Genomic DNA, 23,722 nt, shown 5'->3' with positions numbered 1-23,722 from the left:
CAATATAAATGTGGAAAAGAAACAAATAAATGGATATAATGACATCAGAAGTTGAATAAATTTCACAAAGGAGAGGTAATATGAGAATAAAGAAAATGTTAGCGATGGCACTCAGTTTGTCAATGGTTGCAGCTTCACTTTCAGCTTGTGGAGGAAACAGTGACAGTTCAAAGTCAAAAACAAGCGGAAGTACAGCATCATCATCAATGAAGGCTTCTACAGCTTCAACCACATCATCAGCGAAGTCAGCATCAGCAGCTTCTGAGACAAAGGCAGGAGGGACACTTAAGATTGCTGCTTTTGAAGGCGGTAACGGAGCAGAGATTTGGAATCAGATTAAGGCAGCTTTTGAGGCAGAGACAGGGGCAACAGTTGACCTTCATCTTTCTTCAGAGCTTGACAAAGACCTTACAAAGTCTTTCCAGAATGGTGATATCCCTGATGTAGTTTACTACAATATGGGTACAAAGAGTGGATTCACTGAGACTATGCTCAAGGAAAATGCAATTGCTGATATCACAGATGTATTTGATGACGAGCTTAAGAACAGACTTGTAGGTGGAATCACAGACAATGCTACAGCTCAGCCTTATGCAGACGGCAAGATTTATCTTGCACCTTGGACCTACGTTCCTACAGGATTCTGGTACAATGCAGATCTTGTTGGTGAAGGAAAGAAATACAGCCTTCCTACTACCTGGGAAGAGTTCTTCGCACTCGGTGATAAGGCGAAGAAAGATGGTATAGCACTTTTCACATATCCGACAGCAGGATATTTTGATACTTCTATGTATCAGATGTTAGCTCAGTCAGGCGGTATGGATTTCTACAATAAGGCTGTTAACTATGATCCTTCAACCTGGACCTCAAAAGAAGGTAAGCAGGTGGTTGATACAATAGCAAAACTTGCTTCTAAGGACTATACCTGGTCAGATACAGTAGCAAATGCAAATGCTGACGGTGGATTTAAGAAGAATCAGCAGGCTGTTATAGACGGAAAAGCATTATTTATGCCAAACGGTAACTGGGTAATCGGAGAGATGGCTGCTTCTACACCTAAGGATTTCCACTGGGCAATGATGGCTCAGCCTAAGTTCTCAGCTGATCAGAATACTTATGTATATACATATACAGAGCAGATTTGGATTCCTAAGGATGCAGCTAATATAGACCTTGCTAAGCAGTTCATTAAGTTTATGTACTCTGACAAAGTTGTTGAGCTTATGCTTGCAAACAAGAGTGTAAATAAAGAGACCAAGGAAGAGACTCCTGCACCTATCATTTCACCTGTAAAGGGTGCTTCCGATAAGCTTGAGGCAGGACCTGTTAAGGATTCTTACACACTTACAAGTGCAAGTGGCACAGAGGCTGTTGCAGGTGTATGGGCTACAACAAAGCCAATCAATGGTTTTGATATGAAGGCTACAGTTTACGGAGCTATTGATTCACTTAATACAGGGGAGCTTACAGCAGAACAGTATCAGAAACAGCTTGAAGAGGCTTGGACTAAATTACTTGAAAATCTTGACAGATAACCAATCAAAATTTGACGGCGAGCTGAAAAGGCTCGCCGTTTCTATAGGGAGAGATTAATGAATAGAAAAAAATCGGAAAGGCGGTTCATCTTTGCCTGCCTTGCCCCTGCAGTAATACTAGTTATTTTATTTATATTTGTTCCTACATTTAATGTATTTAGAATGTCCTTATACAGAATGGGCGGAATAACCAACAAGCAGACCTTTGTAGGCTTTGATAATTTTAAGGATTTATTTGGAGATAAGAGCTTCTTGCAGGCTATGCAGAACTCTATATTGATAATAGTAATAGTTACTCTATGTACGGTATTCCTTGCAGTGCTTTTTGCAACCCTGCTTCAGAGAGGCAAATTTATCGGTCAGAATTTCTTTAGGGTAATATTCTATATTCCAAATATTTTAAGTATTGTAGTTATAGCAGGTATCTTCGGTGCTATCTACGATCCTTCAAGTGGTCTTCTCAATACATTTCTTAGGGCTATCCACCTTGACTCACTTGCAAAACAATGGATGGCAGAGCCTGATATAGTTATATATTCGGTTATATTTGCTCTGGTTTGGCAGGCTATAGGTTATTACATGGTTATGTATATGGCGAGTATGGCGGCGATTCCGCCTGACTTTTATGAGGCAGCTTCTCTTGACGGTGCATCTGAGATACATATGTTTTTTCAGATTACCCTGCCTCTTATTTGGACAAGCATCAGAACTACACTTACCTTCTACATCATCAGTACGATTAACCTAAGCTTTCTCTTCGTACAGATTATGTCTGACGGAGGACCTAACGGCAAGACAGAGGTATTCCTCAACTATATGTACAAGCAGGCATATGGAAATGGTGCTTACGGCTATGGTATGGCAATAGGAGTTACAGTATTTATCTTCTCATTTGTACTTGCGGGAACAGTCAACAAGATTACAGAGAGAAAAGTATATCAGTTTTAGGAAGGAGGGCATACATTGAAACGAATTGGGACAAAAACCTTATACAAGATATTTGTATATGTGGCTCTCATAAGTCTGGCTATCTCAATCATCATTCCGGTTGGCTGGGTATTTATGGCGAGCTTTAAGAAAAATTCCGAGTTCTTAGGCGGTGATATCAGCCCTTGGGATTTACCTAAATCACTTAATCTGGATAACTTCGTTACTGCATTTAATGATGCGGGGATGGGGCAGTTCTTTGCAAACTCGGTAATTGTTACAGCTATAGGACTTGTGCTTCTTTTAGTGCTTGCACTTCCTGCTGCCTATGTACTTGCAAGATTTTTCTTCAAAGGTAAGAAAATCCTTGAAATAGGCTTTATGGCAGGCTTATTTGTGAATATCAACTACATAGTGGTACCTATTTTCCTTATGTTAAGTGATGCAAATAAAGCGCTCAAGGTAACATTTTTTCTAGACAATAGATTTATACTTGCACTAATCTATGCGACAAGTGCCCTGCCTTTTACCATTTATCTCCTAAGCTCGTACTTCAAGACCTTGCCAAAGGGATTTGAGGAAGCGGCTTATATAGACGGCTGCAGTCATTTTAAGACCATGCTTAAGATAATGATACCAATGGCTAAGCCAAGTATAATTACAGTTGTTTTATTTAATTTCCTGTCATTTTGGAATGAGTACATCATTGCCTATACCCTGATGGATGAGCATGAGACTCTGGCTATGGGACTTAAGAATCTGATGGCGGTTGAAAAGACAGCAACTAACTACGGAATTATGTATGCGGGCCTTGTTATAGTTATGCTTCCTACTCTCATACTCTACATCCTTGTTCAGAGGAGACTTACCGAGGGTATGACTTTAGGTGGACTTAAGGGCTAAGGAGGACAGGATGAAAGAAAAAATTATTGGTTTGGTTTTATTACTTTGCTCTATTCTGTCTGTAGGTCTCATTATATCAGGGCAGAAAAATATATCTTTGACAGGGTTTACATACGAGATAATAGGTCTTGTAGGCCTGCTCGTAGTGCTTTTTGTGTATAACAGAAAATATAGGTAATGAATGACTGATGCCGGGAATGCCCGCAATCAGATGAACAATAAGGAGAAAGAAATGAACGGTAAAGGTAGAGTAACTATTCCTACAGACATTGATGTAATTGAAGGGACTAAAGAGTTAGCAAGGAGATGGGGAGCTGATGCTATCAGAGACTGCGACGGTACAGACTTTCCGGTAGAACTTAAGGATGAAGGGCTTAAGGTATATTCTACTTACTACACCACTAGAAAAGATAATGCCTGGGCTAAGGCAAATCCGGATGAAATCCAGCAGATGTATATAATGACTCCAAGATATACAGCTACAGAGGAGGTTCTTAAGGTTAATCTTATGAAAGGCCTCTATCCTGATATGCTCACCCCTAACTGCAGAGATGATATAAAGAGATGGTGGGAAGTTATAGACAGGACAACAGGGGAAGCCCTGCCTGTAGCTGATTGGAGCTATGATGAAGCTACTACAACTGTAGAAATAAAAACTCATAGATTTCATGAATATACAGTTAGCTTCTTAGCTTATATAATGTGGGATCCTGTGCATATGTACAATGCAGTGGTAAATGACTGGAAGGATGTTGAACATCAGATTACCTTCGATGTACGCCAGCCAAAAACCCACGCATTTACAATGACAAGGCTGCGCAAATTCATAGAGGATCATCCCTATGTAAATGTGCTTAGATTTACCACATTTTTCCACCAGTTCACCTTGATTTTTGATGAGATGGCAAGGGAAAAGTATGTAGACTGGTACGGATATTCTGCTTCAGTAAGCCCTTATATACTTGAACAGTTTGAGAAAGAAGTGGGATATACCTTCAGACCTGAATTCATCATTGACCAGGGTTATTATAACAACCAGTATAGGATACCTAGCAAAGAATTCAGCGATTATCAGGCATTCCAGAGAAGAGAAGTAGCTAAGATAGCCAAGGAAATGGTGGATATCTGCCATGAATGTGGAAAAGAAGCTATGATGTTCCTTGGAGACCACTGGATAGGAACAGAGCCTTTTATGGAGGAGTTTAAGACAATAGGGCTTGATGCTGTGGTTGGAAGTGTTGGAAATGGCTGCACTTTAAGACTTATAAGCGATATAGAGGGAGTTAAATACACCGAAGGACGATTCTTACCTTACTTCTTCCCAGATACCTTCTACGAAGGAGGCAATCCTGTGAAGGAGGCAAAGGAGAACTGGGTAACAGCTAGAAGAGCGATACTAAGAAAACCAATTGACAGAATCGGTTATGGCGGCTACTTAAAGCTTGCCATGCAGTTTCCTGACTTTGTAGAATATGTAGAGAGTGTATGTGAAGAGTTCAGAGTGCTGTATGACAACATAAAGGGATGCAAGGCACACTCAATCAAAACGGTAGCTGTGCTTAACTGCTGGGGCAAGATGAGAGCCTGGGGCAATCACATGGTTCACCACGCACTCTATCAAAAGCAGAATTATTCATACTACGGCATTGTTGAAGCCCTATCCGGTGCTCCTTTTGATGTAAGGTTCATTAGCTTTGAAGACATACTTAAGGACAAGAATCTTCTTTCAAATATAGATGTAATTATAAATGTAGGAGATGCGGATACAGCTCATGGCGGCGGGGAATACTGGACTAATCCTCAGATAATTACCGCTATTACAGAGTTTGTATATGAGGGTGGTGGCTTCATCGGCGTAGGTGAGCCTAGTGCTCATCAGGCAAACGGACGCTTCTTCCAGCTTGCAAACATCCTCGGAGTCGAGGAGGAGAGAGGCTTTACCTTAGGATATGACAAGTATAACTGGGAAGAGAAGAAGCATTTCATCCTTGAGGATACTACTAAGGAAGTTGACTTTGGAGAGGGTAAGAAGAATATATTTGCCTTCGAAGGTACTGATATACTTGTACAGAGGGATAAAGAGGTACAGCTTGCGGTAAACAGCTTTGGCAAGGGAAGAAGCGTATATATAAGCGGTTTAAGATACAGCTTTGAAAACAGCAGACTCCTCTACAGAGCTATTATGTGGAGTGCGGGTGCAGAGGAAGAACTTAAAAAATGGTTCTCTTCAAACTTCAATGTAGAGGTTCACGCATACCTTAACAGTGGCAAATACTGTGTGGTTAATAATACCTATGAGCCACAGTCAACCACCATTTACAAGGGAGATGGCGCATCTTTTGAGCTTAAGCTAGATGCAAACCAGATAATTTGGTACGAAATATAAAGATTGACTAAGTCAAGGAAAGGAAAAATATGAGTGAAGTGTTAAAAGCTTTTAAGTTTGACGGAGAGCCTGTAACGAAGGAGCCTTACGGCAGTGGACATATCAATTCCACATTCTTGGTAGTTACAGACAAGAATAAAAAGTATATTCTCCAGAAAATAAATAATAAAATCTTCCCTAACGTAGAGGGACTTATGAACAACATAATGCTTGTCACTGAGCATTTGAAGAAGAAAACAGATGATAGCAGAAGGGTGCTTAGCATTGTAAAGACAGTTGATGATAAGCCATTTGCAGTGGTAGACGGGGAATACTGGCGTGCTTATGATTTTGTGGAGGATTCAATCTGCTTGCAGCTGCCTGAGAATAATGATGATTTCTATGAAAGCGCTGTAGCCTTTGGAAGCTTCGCACAGGCCTTGTCGGACTTCCCGGTAGAAAAGCTGATTGAGGTAATTCCTAATTTCCACAATACACCGGACAGATTTAAGAAGTTTCACGAGGTACTAAAGAAGGATCCTCTTGGCAGGGCAGCTCTTGTGCAGGATGAGATTAAGTTTTGTCTGGAGAGGGAAGAGGAAATGGGAACTCTTCAGCGCCTTAGAAATGAAAAGGTGCTTCCGGACAGGGTTACACATAATGATACCAAGCTAAACAATGTCCTCCTTGACAAAGAGACCAGAAAATCTCTCTGTGTTATAGACCTTGACACTGTTATGCCGGGGCTCTGCCTCTATGACTACGGCGATTCTATTAGATTTGGGGCTTCAACTGCTCTGGAGGATGAGAAGGACTTATCAAAGGTTAGTATGAGTCTTGATCTATTTAAGATATATACCAAGGGTTATATAAGTGCACTTCCTAATCTTACAAAGGAAGAAAAAGAATATCTTCCACTTGGAGCAAAGACTATGACATTTGAGTGTGGTCTGCGTTTCTTGACTGACTATATAGACGGGGACAACTATTTTGCGGTTCATAGAGAAGGACACAACTTAGACAGGGCTAGAACTCAGTTTAAGCTAGTAGCTGATATGGAAGCAAAATGGGATGAAATGAAGAAGGTAGTAATGGAACTGTAAATAAAGAAACTGTAAATAAAGAAAGTTTAGTTCGCCACGAAAGGAGGTCACAGGCGAATAGGGATATGCAAAGTAGATATAGACGACATTGTTATTTGTAGAAAGGGGAAGACAAGTACTATGAGATCTAAAAAGTTTAAAAGAGCGCTGTGCTTTGCGCTGGCAACTGGTGTATTTTTAACTACACCGATTAATTTGGAGACATATCCGGTTTATGCTGCGGCTGCTGTATCATCTGTAGAAACAGGTGATGAGGTATATGACGGTGTGTATGATGAGTGGAAACTGGACGAACAGTGTACTGTGGGTGGAGAAACACTGGAGAAGGCAAAGGGAGAACTTAATTTTGCATCCGGACCGAGGAATGGCAATGGTACAAAGCCAGGTTCATACCCTGCGGTTGCATTAAATCCTCATGAATTTGATTTCAGTAAGGCAGGACATTTTTCGTTTAAGGTTAGGGGTAACTCTGAAAAAGCTACTACCAGGTTCGGTATCTATCTAGGATACAAGAATCCGGGCAGGGGAATGTTCGTTGGTTACGATTCCTTTGGCTGGTTCTGGCAGAAGTATAATGGAGGCAATAGCCCTTGGTATGGCGGTGATAGGGTTCAGTCACCTAAAAAAGGTGTTGAAGCAGCAGTAGACTTAAGCTGGACAGGAGATAAGAAGCTTACTGTCACTGTTAACGGTGAAGAAGTGTTTAAGGATTTGGACTGCAGTGAAGCCTCATGGGATGGCAATAAGATAGCACTTAAGGCAGGAACTTATGGACAAGATGTTACAGATGTAACTTTAAGAGAGATAAAATACACAGGTCAGGAGCCAACAATATTGCAAAAATACGAAGTTAGCGGAAAGGTGACCGATGAGGACGGTGCTCCTTTAAAAGGTGCAGAAATCTATGTTGACGGTGTTAAAGAAGGTAAGGCTACGGGTGAAAATGGCGAATTTTCTGTTAAGCTTGAGGATGGAAATTATGTATTGAAGTTCACAAAGGCAGGCTATGATACCGTAGAAAAAGAGGTTGAAGTTAATAAGAGTGCTGTATCGGATCTTTTGGTCAGGCTTGAAAGCCTTGGTGAGTCTAAGACGGATATCATTTCATCAGAAGACATGGATGTAACCGTAGATAAGACCTTCCCAAGGGTAGTACAGTATCAGATGAAAAAGGGAAGCCTCAAGGATAAGGTATTCTACGGTCAGCCTGAGCTTATTAGAAGCATTAAAATTAACGGTAAAGAGATAAAGGTTAAAAAGGCTGATGTAACTTCAGAGATCAAAGGAAATACCGTTAACTACACCTTAAAGGTGAAAAAGGGTGAAGAGGTAGATGCTATTATCAAGGCATTTCTTAAGGTAGAGAAAAATACCCTTGCTTTTGAAATCACCGAGATAACCAACAACCTTGATGATGAAGCTAACCCTGTACAGACTATAGAGATACCTAATCATGGACTTATTTCGGTTAGGGATGACCAGGAGAACTTTAGTTTCAGAGGAGCTCTTATGTCATCCGATACTACTATTGATGGCGATGAGGCACTCACAGAGTTTCCTGAAAACTATAGAAGAGATTTTATGTATGCCTTCATATCGGCAGACGGAATGAGTGCAGGACTTTGGAGTAACTCTGAAAATGACGGAAGTAACAAGGCATCTAATATATGGGCAGGTGGAGCAAGCAATACCCGTATTATGGCTCTCTCCGGCCTTCAGGATGACAAGAAGACACTTTCGCTTTCAAGTACAAAGTGGTACTACCATAGAAAGGTTGAGGATTCTCACGGAAGAGTATATGTGGTAAGTGAGACTGAGATGCCTAAGGCTAAGATTGTGATAACAGGTGATGAGAATGATGACAATGTAGTAGACTGGCAGGATGGTGCTATTGCATTTAGAAGCATAATGAACAATCCTTACAAGTCGGAGGAAGTACCTGAGCTTGTTGCTCACAGAATAGCAATGAACTTTGGCGGACAGGCACAGAACCCATTCCTTACCACTCTTGACAATGTGAAGAGGGTAGCAATGCATACAGACGGTCTGGGACAGTCAGTTATATTAAAGGGCTATGCCAATGAAGGACACGACTCAGGACATCCTGATTACTACGATATAGGTAAGCGTATCGGTGGTGCAAAGGATATGAATACCCTTATGGAAAAGGGAAAAGCTCTTGGGGCAAGATTTGGTATTCATATTAACTGTGGCGAGATGTATCCTGAGGCAAAGGCATTTAACGATGATTCTGTAAGAAGAGATAAATACGGCAATCTTCGTTATGGCTGGAACTGGATAGACCAGGGTGTAGGTCTTGACAGTGTGTATGACCTTGCTACAGGTAACAGAGCAGAGCGTTTTGACAAGCTAAAAGCCCTGGTTAAGGACAACCTTGACTATATTTATGTAGATATCTGGGGCAATATGACAGGTGGAAGCGATGATACCTGGGAGACAAGAAAGCTATCAAAAGAGATTAACGACCGCGGTTGGAGGATGACAACTGAGTGGGGCCCTACCAATGAGTATGACTCTACCTTCCAGCACTGGGCAGCAGACCTCACTTACGGTGGATATAAGGCTAAGGGAGAGAACTCTGTCCTTATGAGATTCCTTCGTAACCACCAGAAGGATTCCTGGGTAGCAAACTATCACAGATATGGCGGTGCTGCACTTGCACCTCTGCTTGGTGGCTACAACATGAAGGATTTTGAAGGCTGGCAGGGAAGAAATGACTATGATGCCTACATTCAGAATCTATATGAGCATAATCTTACCACTAAATTCATCCAGCACTTCAAGGTGGTTAAGTGGGAACAGGGAACACCATTCCTTACCGGAGGAGAAAACTACACTCCTGACAAGAAGATTACCTTAAAGAATGATGAGGGTGATGTACTTGTGCTTAAAAGAGTATCTGATGACAGCGATTCTGATGATTATTACAAGAGAACAATTACTCTTAATGGCAAAGTAATTGCAACTGGAGCTGAACCTGAGAGATATACAGGAAATGGAAGCGAAAGCTACCTCCTTCCATGGGTATGGGATGCGGCTACAGGACAGAGAGTTGCTGCAAATGATGAAAAGCTTTATCATTTTAACAATAAGGTAGGTGAAACAACCTGGGAGCTTCCTGAGTCCTGGAAGACTCTTTCAGAGGTAAAGATATATAAGCTTACTGACCTTGGAAAGAAAGAAGAGAAGACTATACCTGTAGTAGATGGCAAGATTACCATAGCTGCAGAGGCTAAGCAGCCTTATGTAGTCTACAAGGGTAGTAAAGCTAATATGGCTGTTAAGTGGAGCGAGGGCATGCACCTTGTTGATGCAGGCTTTAACAGCGGTAACTTCGACAGCTGGACTAAGACAGGTACAGGAGAGGCTGAGATAGCAAAGAGCCAGTACAGCAACCCTATGATGAAGCTCACAGGCGAAATATCAATGAGCCAGAAGCTTACAGACCTTACTCCTGGTGCGCAGTATGCTGTACTTGTAGGTGTGGACAACAGAAGTGATTCTAAGGCAGTTATTAGTATAACTGACGGAGAAAAGAAGCTTGCTGAGAATTATACCCTTCGTTCGATTGCAAAGAACTATGTAAAGGCATATACACATAATACACATAGTGCTACTGTTGACGGCACCAGTTATTTCCAGAATATGTATGTATTCTTTAGGGCTCCTGCATCAGGTGAGGCTACGCTGACACTTTCTAAGCTTGAAGGAGAGGGTGCAAGCTACTTTGATGATGTTAGAGTTGTAGAGAGTGATGCAGAGAACATCACCTTCGATAAGGACGGAGAAATCGTGAGATTTACCCAGGACTTTGAAAAAAGTGTTCAGGGCTTGTATCCTTTCGTTGTTGGAGGAATTGAAGGTGTAGAGGATAACAGAATCCACCTTTCAGAGCTTCATGCCCCATATACACAGGCAGGCTGGGATGTTAAGAAGATGGATGATGTACTTGATGGCAACTGGTCAGTAAAGATAAACGGACTTACAAGAAGAAATGCAATAGCCTTCCAGACCATACCTCAGAACTTTAGATTTGAGCCTGGTGTGAAGTACCACGTAAGTTTTAAGTACCAGTCAGGAACAGATGGTATATATGCAGTTGTTAAGGGTAGTGGAGAGAAGATAACTTCTAATCCTGAACCTTTATCACTTGCAATGGGCGAGGATGCAGATGCTACATACGAAACTGACATAGTCGGTGATGAGTCAGGCCAGACCTGGTTTGGTATATATTCTACAGGAAAGGCAGCTAATACACAGGGTAATTCCGGTGCAGCAGCTAACTTCGGCGGTTATCAGGATTTCGTGCTCGACAATCTTGTGATTGAGCGTGTTGATGAGGCAGTTACTGAGGATGAATTAAAGACGCTTATAGAAAAGGCAAAAGCAGAACTTACTAAAGAGAACCTTTCAAATACTAACTATAAGAAGGCTCAGGAAGCCATTGCTAAAGCTGAGGTAGCCTTAAAGGAAGACGGCAAGAGCCAAAAGGGTATTAATATTGCTTACAACTCTCTTAAAGAGCTTATGAAGGCTCTTGAAGGCAGCAGCAAGGAAGCAGACCCTGAAGATGATACAAACGACCTTCCTCTTGACGGTATGGTTGCAGAGGCAGGTAGCATACAGGCGGGATATCAAGGAGAAGGACCGGCAGAACTTGCTATTGACGGAAACGAAAACACAATATGGCATACAAACTGGTCAGGTACAACTCTCGCTAAGATGTGGCTTGATATAAGGCTTAAAGAAGCTACAACTGTTGCCGGAGTAAGACTCTTACAAAGAGGCGGTGGCGGCATAAACGGTAGAATAGCAAAGGCTGAGATTAAAGTACTTAAGAAGGGCGAGACAGAGTATAAGACAGTGAAGACAGTCACTCTTAAGAGTTCAGGTTGGAATCTGGTAACCTTTGATGCTGAGAAGGACGTTACCAATGTTAAGATTCAGGCATTACAGACACTTGGAAGTCCTGAAAACTACTACGCAGCCCTTGCAGAGGTAAGAGTAGTAAAAGAAGCTAAGGAAGAAGATGCTAAGCCTGATAAGAGCGAGCTTGAAAGTCTTGTTACAAAGGCAGAAGAATTAAAGACTAAAAATGAAGCAAGTAACAATGTAGATGTTCTTGAAGAAAAGATCAAAGAAGCTAAGGCTGTTTTAGCTAAGGAAGATGTAACCTACTTTGATATTTTACTTGCACAGGCAAATCTTAAGAAGGTAATTAGTGACTTAAAGGCCGGAGTTTATAAGAAAGCAGAAGAAAAACCTGTACAAAAGCCTGCCACAGATCCAAATGCAATACCTGTAATTCCTGTTCAGGTAATAATACCTAATGAAGCTGCCAATCCTTCGCAGACAGTGGATGTTAATGAAGATGACACAGCAAAAGGAAGCGCGGGTAATAGTAAAAAAGAAGTCTTACTTAAAAAGGATAAGCGTATCTTAAAGGCACTTAAAGAGGTTAAGACCGAGACAAAGGCTATTAAGGCGCTAGTAAGGTCTAAGAAGATTAACATTTTAGCTAATCTTAAGAACTATAGAAAGGCAGCTAAGAATGACAAGAAGTTCATTTCTTCAAAGAAGGATGTAAATTCTGCAATCTCTTACTTAGAGAAGAGCAAGATTACTACATCTAAGAGTCTGTTAAAGAGACTTACAAAGCTTAATAAAGAACTTAAAAAAATAAAGACTTCTAAGAAGAATGCAAAAAATGAAGCAAGAATTAAGAAGGTACAGGAAGAGATAGCTAGTATCAAACTTGTAACAGTCTCCTTAAAAAATGCAAAGAAATTTCTTGAAAAATAAGTATTAATCCCGGTTTTGGGATGGGGGAAGTCATGCAGGAAACCTTTGGAAGCTCTGCATGGCTTCCTTTATACAACTAAGCCTATATTAACTGATAAAAAGCCTTGGAGTCCTGGCTTTATATCATTACATTGTGCTTTACATAAGAGATATGTGATGATAGAATATTTTAGTGGGGCTAAATATGAGGTACTATAGCAGTATAATAATGGGTTAAATATTATAAGAAAACGGCTTATCTGCTTAAGCCTGAGGTTATGAATGATTGCTTTTAAGATTGTGGATGTTAAGGACTTTATGAACAAACTTCTGATTGGAGAGGTATTTGATAATTTCCTTCTTGTATCCTTTGAAATAACGAACTATGCGAAGATTACCATAGACGGGGTGAAGAATGAGGCTTGGTACGAAGATGAAGCCTCAGGGAGATATGTAACCTGGAAGGAAGTAAGAGATAAGATTTCGTCTCTCTTAAAAGGAGACAGGGTTCCTCTTGGTATTAAGGGAGTATTCAGGCTTTCAGATGAAAATACAGATAAAACAGCTGCTAAGCTTGGCATAAAGGATGCAGCTAAGAAGGACTATGGATTGTTTTTTACACTCAAGTTTGAAAAGGGTGAGATAAATATAGTTACTGGAGTGTCCGTTACGGACTTCCTTATGAGTAAGCAAATTGGAAATTTGTGGGATGAGGATTTACTCAAATTTCTTAAATATTATCAGATTGCGGTGGAAATGCTGTAATCCAGTATAGGAGGATATTATGAGAGTTTTGGTAACAGGTGGTGCAGGCTATATCGGAAGTCATACCTGCGTTGAGCTGCTTAATGCCGGTCACGAGGTAGTTGCATTTGACAATTTCTACAACTCAAGTATTGAGTCAATCAAGAGGGTAGAGAAGATTACAGGTAAGAGCGTTAAGTTCTATGAGGCAGACATGCTTGACAGTGCAGCGCTTGACAAGATATTTGGTGAAAATAAAATAGATGCAGTTATACATTTTGCTGGCTACAAGGCGGTTGGAGAGAGTGTACACAAGCCACTTGAGTATTATTATAACAATATTACAGGTACACTTCTTCTTGTAGAAGCGATGAAAAAGCATGGAGTAAATAATATCATTTTCTCATCTTCAGCTACTGTATATGGAGAGCCTGAAAAGCTTCCTCTTACAGAAGATATGCCTCATGGCAAGGCATCATCTCCTTATGGAGCTACCAAGATGATGCAGGAGGAAATGTTTAAGGACTTCCACGTTGCAGACAAGGATTTTAGTGTGATTCTGTTAAGATACTTCAACCCAATAGGGGCCCACGAAAGCGGACTAATAGGAGAAGATCCTAAGGGCATACCTAATAATCTTGTGCCTTATATAGCACAGGTAGCAGTAGGCAAGCTGCCAAAGCTTGGCATATTCGGTGATGACTATGATACAGCAGACGGCACCTGTCTTAGGGACTACATCCACGTTGTAGACCTTGCAAGAGGACATGTACTCGCTCTTAATAAGTTTAAGGAAGAGCCAGCAGTAAGAATATACAACCTCGGCACAGGTAATGGGATTTCAGTTCTTGAGGTCTTCCACGCTTTTGAAAAGGCTTGCGGTAAAGAGCTTGCCTATGAGATTAAGCCAAGGCGTGACGGTGACGTGCCGGTATGCTATGCTGACAGCTCTAAAGCTCTAAAGGAGCTTGGATTTAAGGCAGAATACGGAATTGAGAGAATGTGCGCAGACTCCTGGAGATGGCAGTCGATGAATCCTGACGGATACAGGTCATAAGAATATTTTTGCAAGAATTGCAAAAAGTGCAGCTGAAGTAATTCCGTATCAATATGTGTCGAATACTTTTGACACATATATATCAAGATAAAAAAGCCGCTTACTAAGTTAAACTTGTAAGCGGCTTTTTCACCGTTAGCATTATTTCTGACCGCAAAAATGATCCTTAACCTTAGCAAGATTGTCATTGATGTTGAATAAAACTATCATAACTTCCGCCCAAACTCTTACACCGATAGGTCCAAGGATTAGCGTAAGAAGTCCGCTTAAGAAGTTGCTCTGTCCTGTAAAAGGATTGCGTGAAAACATGGTAATAAAAGCCCCTATTATTACAACTATGAGTAAAATATAATAGAGCAGCTTAATCAACTTTGTTGATATCATTACATCGAAGTTAAGGATGTTTGTAAAGAATGACTTTCCTCCGTCCTTAGCTGCGTCAGCAACTTTGTTATAAGCCTCGTTTAAGTGCTGATTTGCACCATTTCCAGCATTCTGCTGATTTGTCCCGGTGGTGTTCTGCTGATTTGTGTTACCAGCATTCTCCTGCTTTGCACCACCAACGTTCTGGTTGTTGTTCTCGTCCATATTAGTTCCTCCTCAAAAAAATGAATATAGTTCCTACTATCTGCGTCTCATTACGATTTGATGAATGTATATCACAAATAGTATGAAGTCGATTATACAATAAGACAAAAAGAAAGTATAGTCTCTTTTTTTTAATAGAAAATATCTATAAATCCTTATATAAAATAAAAGCTTTATATTAGTGGGATATAGCCTTCCAGGCAAGATTCAATCCTTCGATAGAAATGATACTTTGCCACTACAAAAATGTTGCTTCTAATGTTAACTTAAACAATCTTCGTGGTTATGTGGATACCGTACATGTAATAGAATCCAAAGAATTAGTTCATAATACGTGAAGTTCAAAAAATAAAAACTGCAAAAACAAAACTTAGATAAATAATTATATATTTTTTCAAGCAAAATATGAAATGTAACTAAAGTGTAACTATAAGATGTTAAAATGCATCTAGGATGAAAAGTATATTCCATTTAACGAATACGAACAGTTAAAGAATGTATTTTTCAAGGTAATGTTTTTATTAAGAAAGAGGTAGTGTTATGAGAAGTGAGAGGAAGAGAAGACGAACATTTCTAGCGAGATTTATGGTCTTGTTTATGATCATAAATCTGCTAAGCGGGGTTAATCCGAGTGTAGTAAAGGCGGAAGAGACTAAAACTTGGGGGTTTACTAACAATGGAGAGACTGCCGGAAATCAGCGGGTTAGGCTTGTTGAAACAGGTCTGGAAGATACTTATCAAGATGGAAAGTTTGATGTAAAACTTGAAGTTGAAGGTAGTGTTGAAACAGTTACTAATAACGAAAAGTTGGATGTTGTTTTAGTTGTTGACCGTTCGGGTAGTATGAAAGAAGAAAAACGAATGGAGAATGCTAAAACTGCAGCTAAGCAATTTGTTGATAAATTGATTGATGGTGGAAACGGAAAGGTTAGAGTCGGCTTGGTAAGCTATGGTGGTAAGATAAATGATGAATACGGGAACGAAGTTCCAAATTTTACCAGTAATCCATTACAGAACGATAAAAACATACTTAAAGGAATAATTGATGGTTATAACGCCTATGAAGGTAAAAGCGCCGGTACTTTTACTCAGGCTGCGTTAAGAGAAGCCAATAAGTTATTTGAGGCTAACAACAATAAAAAGATATTAGTACTTATAAGTGATGGTTTACCAACCTATTCTTATAGGGGGGATAGTACACTTGATTTTAAGCAAAGAGAAAAAGCAGACAAAAATATTATAAAAGAAGGGTATGAAATATGGAGCATACCTGTCAATGGAAAAGGTAAGCATGACATAAAAAAATGGGAAAAAGGATATATAACTGATTCATATGAAACCGGTTGGATTCATAAAACAAAATGGACTTACGTTCCTTATTATGTAAAGCTTATTCCGGTAATAGAGGGTACAGGAAAAGAAACTTCAGCCAATGATAAAGCAAGAACGATAGCTGAGGCAAAAAACATCAAGGATAAAGGGGTAAGAATCTTTTCGGTTGGTATTGGAGTAGATAATAATGGTAAAGATTTATTAACAAAAGTTGCAACTCCAGGTAACTACAATGATGCCAATAGTTCAGCAGGTAATTTAGGAAAACTCCTCAGTGAGATTGCAGACCAGTTAAAATTTGCGGTTTCTAATGGTGACTTAGAGCTTGTAATGAATGACAGGGTTGAGTTCAAGAATGCAGATGATCTTAATAAAATAGAAGTTAAAGTAGTAAACAAAAATACAAAAATAGAAGCCACAGATAAGAGTAAGGTAATTAAAGATACTGCTAAGTGGAATGCTGCGACAAAGAAATTGTCCTTCAGTGGAATTACCCTAGATAAGGATGAAGTACTTAATATTATATATAATGCAGAACTTGTTGAAACTTATAAAGACGGCGACTTCAAGCCTCTTAATACGAGTGCAGTATTATATCCTAAGGGAATGCAGGCTGAACCAAATAATAAACTAAATTTCATCATACCTAATGTAAAGGATATGAAAACAGTTAATCTTACTATAAACAAGCAGTGGGTAGGTAATAAAGTTCCTGCAAATGTAGATGCGGTCAAGTTCAATATTAAGGCAGATGGTAATGTATTAGACAATCAGATTGAAGTTAAGAAAGCTGACAACTGGACAAAGGTTATTAATGATTTGCCTAAGTACAAAGCAGGCAGTGAAATTAAATATACTGTAGAAGAGATTGCAGGTAAAGATTATGCTCAGGTTGGAGATGTTGTGTCTGCAACTTATAAAGACGGTAATCTTACCTTCACAGCAACCAACAGAAACACTGAAACAATTAATTTTACAGTTAAAAAAGACTGGTCTACTACTCCTGAAGATCTAAAGATTGACGTTGCAGTTAAATTATATGCTAATGGTAAGTATGAAAGAACAGAATCTATTATTGATGATGAAGCTATATTTAAGAACTTACCAAAGTATGATGAAGCAGGTAATGAAATTAAATATACAGTTAAAGAAGCTCTTGATGTCGGGGGAGAAGAGAAAGATGAAAAGATTACATATGGTGAGTATAACTACAAAGTAGATTATGCATACACTGAAAACGGTGCGACAATAACTAATACATCAACCAATGCAAGTACAGTAAAATTTGCTATCGATGTTATAAAGAACTGGGTGGGCGGAAGCAGCAGGCAGGAATTAAACTTTGTATTTAAGAATGAGAAAGATGGTAAAGAGTATACTTTTACCATGACTGCGGCTGGACAGGCAAGTCAGGATAGATGGTCTGATTCAATTGAATTACCAAAATACAACGATGATAACACACTTGCAGCTTATACCGTATCAGAAAAGAATGTAAAAGGTTATACTACAAATGCCGATAAGTTTACTGGAATAACAGCAAACAGTGAAGCGGTAGAGTTCACTAATACTAGAAATACAAAGGACATTACCGTTACAAAGCAGTGGAAGGATACACCTGAGAGCTTAAAGAAGGATGTAGAAGTAGTTCTTACTGAAAACGGTGAGGTTTCAAACAAAAAAGACGCTGTAAAGACAATTAAAAATGATGCAGAACATAAGGCAGTATATACAAACCTTCCTGAAACAGATACAGAGGGTAATAAGATAGACTATTCTGTAAAAGAAAATAGTGTTGAAACAGGGTTTGAAGCAAATGTAACCAAGGATAACGAAGGAAACATAGTAGTTACAAATACTTATAAAAAACTTAAAGAAGATACTATAAGCGTAACACTTAAGAAGGTATGGATTGGCGGCGTAGGCAACAACGCTACATTTAAGTTCATCAACAAAAAAACTAAAGAGGCTCAGACTGTTGTACTTAGTGCCGCTACTGAAGGCCTAAAGGAGATAGTTGATTCTAATGGACATGTAACTTGGACTTATGAAGTAAAGGGTCTTCGCAAATATGATGATGACGCTAATCTCATTGACTACATTGTAGAAGAAGTTACTAACAAAGCCTATGAATTAAAAGGTGCAAATTCTATAGCGGTTAAAGCTGGTGATACAGCTACATTTACTAACGTTAGGGTTGAGAGGAAGCTTACTCTTGAGAAAGAATGGATAAGCGAAGAAAAAGTTCCAGTTACAGTTAATGTGGCGGCGGGTGAGATTGATTTTGACATTCAACTTGGGAAAGAAAACGGATGGAAATATGATAAGCTTCTTCCTGTGTATGATGTAGAAGGAAATCCAATTCAGTATACAATTACAGAAAAGGAAATCCAGGGTTATAATGCTGACAATGCGGTTAAGACATCAACCTTTGTTACTCCTGCTGGAGATACTGCTGACCAGGTAGTTACCTTCATCAATACCAAGATGATCGAGAAGCCATTTACAGTACACAAGACTTGGGTAGGTGAGCCTGTTTCAAAGGTTAGCTTCGGTTTATTTGACGGTACAAATATAGTTGATACACTTGAGCTTTCAGTCGATAACTCAAATGCTCTAGCTCAGAAACAAAATGTATGGACAGGCTCATTTAAGGGCGAATATCCTGAATATAAGCTTGTAGGCGGTAAGGCTAAAAAAATACAGTATGAAGTAAAAGAACTTGATGCAGATAAAAAGCCTGTAAATGGCGAAGTTAAATTAGGAGATCGTACCTTTAAGGTAGAATCTACTAGAGCGCGGGATACTGCTAATACTTACAACTTCACTAATACAGATATAACAAAGACTGATATTTCAGTAACCAAGACATGGCTTGGAAAAGTTCCTTTTTATAAGCTTGTAAAATTTGGTCTGTATAAGAAAACACTTGATGGGCTTGTAAATGTGTCATCTGATACCGAGATTGATAGGACTAACGCTTCCAAATGGACTGTAAGTTATAAAAATGTTCCTGCTGTTGATGAGCAGGGAAATAAAATCAAATATGTAGTCAGGGAAATTTTTGCTGACGATGCAGTCAACACTGGCGATACAGTGACCTTAGGTAATACCAATTACAAAGTGTCCTATGATGACAAAGGCAATATTACCAATACAGAAATTATTAATTTCACAGTTAAAAAAGACTGGTATACTACTCCTAAAGAACTTAGGTTTGATACCGGAGTCAGAATTTATGCTGATGGGAAAGAGGGAGAGTATAAAGAGTTTGAGAATGATATGGCTGTATTTGAGGACTTACCTAAGTGTGATGCTACAGGAAAAGAAATCAAGTACACCGTTAAAGAAATGTTTGAAACCGGAAAAACAGAAGAAAACGGAATGATTACATTTGGTGAGTATACCTACAATGTAAAATACTCATACAATGATAATGGTGCAACGATAACTAATACCTCAACAGATGCAAGTAAAGTAAAATTTGAGGCAATAGTAAAAAAGCACTGGGTTGGTGGAGCAAGCTTAAGTGAATTGAAGTTTGTAGTTAAAAATGATTCTACTAGTGAAGAACACGTTGTTAAAATGTCTGCGGCTGACTTTCCAAATGAAAATTGGGAAACTGCTATTGAATTACCACAATACAACGGTGACAACTCACTTGCAACTTACACAGTTACAGAAGAGAAGGTAGAAGGTTATACTGCAAATAAAGATAAAGTTACAGGAATAAATGCAAATAATAAAATTGCAGAATTTACCAACACGAGAAATATAAAAAACATTACAGTTATCAAAGAATGGAAGGATACACCTGAGAGCTTAAAGAAGGATGTAGAAGTAGTTCTTACTGAAAACGGTAAGGTTTCAAGAAGAACAGACGTGGCAAAGACAATTAAAAATGATGTTGAGCACAGGGTAATATATACAAACCTTCCTGAAACAGACACAGAGGGTAATAAGATTGAGTATTCCGTTAACGAAAACAATGTTGGAGCAGATTTTGAAGTAAGCGTAACTAAGGATAATGATGGAAACATCATAGTCACAAATACTTATAAAAAACTTAAAGAAGATACTATAAGCGTTAACCTTAATAAGGTGTGGCGTGAATCTGTGGGCAATAATGCTACATTTAAGTTTATTAATAAAGTAACAAAAGAAGAACTAAAGACATTGACTTTAAGCGCAGAGACTAAAGGTATCGAGACTGTAGACGATAAAAAGGGCAATATAACTTGGAAGTACGAAGTAAAAGGCCTTCGCAAGTATGATGATAATGCTAAACTTATTGAGTATGTGGTAGTTGAAGATGTTAGCAATCCTGCATTCAAGTTAGAAGGTGAGAATACCAAGGAAGTTGCAGATGGAGGCACAGTTATTTTTACTAATTTTAGGGTAAAAGGAAAGCTTACTCTTAAGAAAAACTGGATAGCTAAAGAAACCTCTGAAGCTTATTTTGTAATTGAAGGTAATGAAGTACCTGAAATCAGATTAGCAGCAGATAATAACTGGGAAAAGTCAGTCTATCTTTTCGCCTACGATTTAGAAGGCAATCCTATTCAGTACACTATAACTGAGAAGAAAATTGATGGATATAAGGCTGATGAAACAAGTAAATTCTTTAGTTTCGTTGATTCTGCAAACAAGGTTGTTGAAAAGAGTATTATCTTCACCAACACTCAAATGCTTGAAAATCAGTTCACAGTTCACAAGACATGGGTTGGTGAGCCTACAGAAAGTATTAGCTTTGGTTTGTTCGAAGAAGGTACAGACAATAAGGTTGATACACTGAAGTTAACAGCTAAAGAAGGTAAGGCCACGGCTCAGGCTGTATGGGAAGGAAAATTTGAAAAAGTACAGCCTAAATACAAACTTGATGGTGATAAGCTTGTAGAAATCAAATACGTAGTAAAAGAACTTGACGAAGCAGGAAAGCCTGTAGATGACGAAGTTAAATTAGGAGATCGCACTTTTAAGGTAGCAGGTACTCCTGCTCAGGATACTCCTAATACTTACAACTTCACTAATACAGACATAACCAAGACTGATATTTCAGTAACCAAGACTTGGTTTGGAAAAGTTCCTGAGAGTGAACTTGTACACTTCGGACTTTTTAAGGTAACCGCAGAGGGACTCGTACAGGTCGACAAAAAAAATTATGAGGTTGAGGATAGTAATAGTTCAAAGTGGAAGGTAAGCTTTAAAAATGTTGCTTCTGTTGATGAAAATGGAAACAAAATAAATTATGTGATCAAGGAAGTTGACGGAGAAGCAAATGCTCTTAAGGGTGGCACCAATGTGAAATTAGGTGATACCAATTACAAAGTGTCCTATGATGAAAACGACAATATTATCAACACAGAACTTATTGACTTAACTGTAAAGAAGGAATGGGGAAAGAACGTTCCTGATATTGCAAAGCAGTCAGTGAAATTCAGAATAACAGAGGATTCCCGTTCTGATATGAATGGTAAGAGCTTTTTGCTAAACGAAGCTAAAGGCTGGACAAAGAGCTTTGAAAACCTGCCTCTTTACAATGCTAAGGGTGAGAAAATTAACTATACTGTAGTAGAGACTGAGATAAATGGTGACGAGGTTGAGCTTGGTCCAAGTGCCAAGAAGTATTATCATTCTGCATTTGAGATTACTGCGGAAGATGCCGAAAATATAACTAAGTCTCAGATCATTACCATCAAAAACAATGTGGCAGATGCAAGCAATGATGATCCTGATAATCGCACAATCAACGTTGTAAAAGGCTGGAGCGCAGGTGCTGAAAGAAAGCCTGTAACAGTAAAACTTTATAAACTTGATGCTGCTGAGGGTGAAATTGTTCCTGTAGAAGGTAGAGAGGTTGAACTTAGAGAAGATACTTACTGGCAGGCAGAATTTGAAGTTCCAAAGAAGGATAAAGGTGGAAATGAAATTCTCTACTACGCTTTCGAAACAGCAGTTGGTGATGTAAAAGTTGATGAAAGCAAGTTAAGCCCTAACATGTATAACGAGGGCTACCAGATAGGTGAATATGAGGTTAGTATAGCTGAGCTTACAAGTGATGAAGAAGGTGCAGAAATAGGCAACTACGGTTTCTACATCCTTAATACAGCACACAATAAAGAGGTTAAGCCTGAAGAAAAAGTAACTGTTAATGTTACAAAGAAATGGCTTGTCACTACAGACTCAGAATATGTACAACCTGTCAATGTAAGACTTTTTACAAAGAAAGGTGATTATCTCATTCCTGTAAGTGATGTTAAAGATTTAACCTTAGATGCTAACAACAATTGGGTAGGTAAATTTACTGACCTGGACAAGTATAATGATGACAATGAAGAAATCGAGTACTACGTAGCTGAAGTAGGCATCGGTGATCAGACAAAGGAAATAGTCAATTTTGCTGATTTGTTTGGTTACTCAATTGGAAGATACAATGTTTCCATAGATGGAAATGGAACTGATAATGTTGTAATTACAAATGATGTTGCCCTGATTGATGTAACTGCAGTTAAGAACTGGATTGGAGCTACACCTAGACAGGCTGTTGAGTTTACATTATATACCAAACAGGGTGAAAACCTTGTACCAACAGGCAAAACTGTTACATTAAATGGGACGGATGAAAACACAGTTGCAACATTTACTGAACTTCCAAGGCTTGATAATGAAGGTAAGCCGGTTGTATACTACGTTTATGAAACAAAGATTGGTACAACCCCTATTACATTCAATCCTACAGCAGTAGAAAACATGAACTATTCTGTAGGTGTAAATGGTGGAGTATATGCGGTAACAGTTAGTGATAACGGTACAGTTGGCGACAAAGTAGTTATAATAAGTAACTCATTTACAGCAACACCTGTAATACCTGGTGGGAATATACCGTTAGTACCCGTAGTTACACCAATACCAACGCCTACACCAACACCTGCGCCAAATCCTGATTCGCCTGTAGTAGACATCCCTAATGTTCCTTCACCACAGGGACCTGCTACACCGGTTAATGATGGTGATGAAGACAATGGGGTGACAGAAATCGATGAAGATGATGTACCACAGGGTGACGGCAAGGAAGTAAAGAAAGATAATAAAGCTAACAAAGACACAGTTGACATTGCTGATAATAAGGCTCCAAAGGGAACACCTAAGCTTCCTAAGACAGGTGGCGAGACAGGAAACTTCCTTCCAATTATCGGTTTGGGACTTATCGGACTCGGCCTTGTTATAAGGAGAAGAAGATAGCCAATAACACAAATGAATAGCAGCAATGCATTCAGCCCCCTCCCTATGGGAGGGGGTTCCCTCTCTTTACAGAGTAAAGCAATATGTAAAAGGTTTGGCTAGGCAGTAGAAAAATCTTAGATTT

General features: G+C 39.1%; 11 protein-coding genes. 10 read left to right on the top strand and 1 reads right to left on the bottom strand.

Annotation, left to right across the window (positions count from 1 at the left end; all coding sequences use genetic code 11):
- Window positions 1-80: 80 nt before the first annotated feature.
- The 9 genes from ACO6HM_RS01610 to galE all read left to right on the top strand — a co-directional run bounded on the left by ACO6HM_RS01610 (window position 81) and on the right by galE (window position 14,436).
- Entirely contained in the window at window positions 81-1,535 is a 1,455-nt protein-coding gene (locus ACO6HM_RS01610) for a carbohydrate ABC transporter substrate-binding protein (RefSeq protein ID WP_485389452.1), read from the top strand.
- Window positions 1,536-1,592: 57 nt separating this feature from the next.
- Entirely contained in the window at window positions 1,593-2,483 is an 891-nt protein-coding gene (locus ACO6HM_RS01605; protein ID WP_485389451.1) for a carbohydrate ABC transporter permease, read from the top strand.
- 15 nt (window positions 2,484-2,498) lie between these two features.
- On the top strand, window positions 2,499-3,365 hold the full coding sequence (locus tag ACO6HM_RS01600; RefSeq protein WP_485372822.1) for a carbohydrate ABC transporter permease: 867 nt from the start codon (window positions 2,499-2,501) through the stop codon (window positions 3,363-3,365).
- 10 nt (window positions 3,366-3,375) lie between these two features.
- Entirely contained in the window at window positions 3,376-3,543 is a 168-nt protein-coding gene (locus ACO6HM_RS01595; protein ID WP_485372823.1) for a DUF6903 family protein, read from the top strand.
- 54 nt (window positions 3,544-3,597) lie between these two features.
- The gene (gene gnpA, locus ACO6HM_RS01590; RefSeq protein ID WP_485389450.1) at window positions 3,598-5,751 is read left to right on the top strand and encodes a 1,3-beta-galactosyl-N-acetylhexosamine phosphorylase; all 2,154 of its coding nucleotides are present in this window, start codon (window positions 3,598-3,600) and stop codon (window positions 5,749-5,751) included.
- A gap of 29 nt (window positions 5,752-5,780) precedes the next feature.
- Window positions 5,781-6,833, top strand: coding sequence for a phosphotransferase enzyme family protein (locus tag ACO6HM_RS01585; protein WP_485389449.1), 1,053 nt, complete (start codon window positions 5,781-5,783; stop codon window positions 6,831-6,833).
- Between the two features lie 120 nt (window positions 6,834-6,953).
- A complete protein-coding gene (locus ACO6HM_RS01580) occupies window positions 6,954-12,656 on the top strand; it encodes an endo-alpha-N-acetylgalactosaminidase family protein (RefSeq protein WP_485389448.1) in 5,703 nt (1,900 codons plus the stop codon).
- 261 nt (window positions 12,657-12,917) lie between these two features.
- Window positions 12,918-13,400: a DUF5721 family protein gene (locus ACO6HM_RS01575; protein WP_485389447.1), complete on the top strand. Its 483-nt coding sequence runs from the start codon at window positions 12,918-12,920 to the stop codon at window positions 13,398-13,400.
- A 19-nt stretch (window positions 13,401-13,419) separates the two neighbouring features.
- A complete protein-coding gene (galE, locus tag ACO6HM_RS01570) occupies window positions 13,420-14,436 on the top strand; it encodes a UDP-glucose 4-epimerase GalE (protein WP_485389446.1) in 1,017 nt (338 codons plus the stop codon).
- A 141-nt stretch (window positions 14,437-14,577) separates the two neighbouring features.
- Here the strand turns inward: galE and ACO6HM_RS01565 are convergent, their stop codons facing one another.
- Window positions 14,578-15,024: a DUF4282 domain-containing protein gene (locus tag ACO6HM_RS01565; protein WP_485389445.1), complete on the bottom strand. Its 447-nt coding sequence runs from the start codon at window positions 15,022-15,024 to the stop codon at window positions 14,578-14,580.
- 540 nt (window positions 15,025-15,564) lie between these two features.
- Here ACO6HM_RS01565 and ACO6HM_RS01560 point away from each other — a divergent pair.
- Window positions 15,565-23,598, top strand: coding sequence for a Cna B-type domain-containing protein (locus ACO6HM_RS01560; protein ID WP_485389444.1), 8,034 nt, complete (start codon window positions 15,565-15,567; stop codon window positions 23,596-23,598).
- Window positions 23,599-23,722 lie beyond the last annotated feature (124 nt).

This window comes from Catonella sp. (assembly GCF_057250765.1).
Note: the sequence above shows the minus strand (reverse complement) of the source record. Positions and strands in the feature narration are given on the sequence as shown.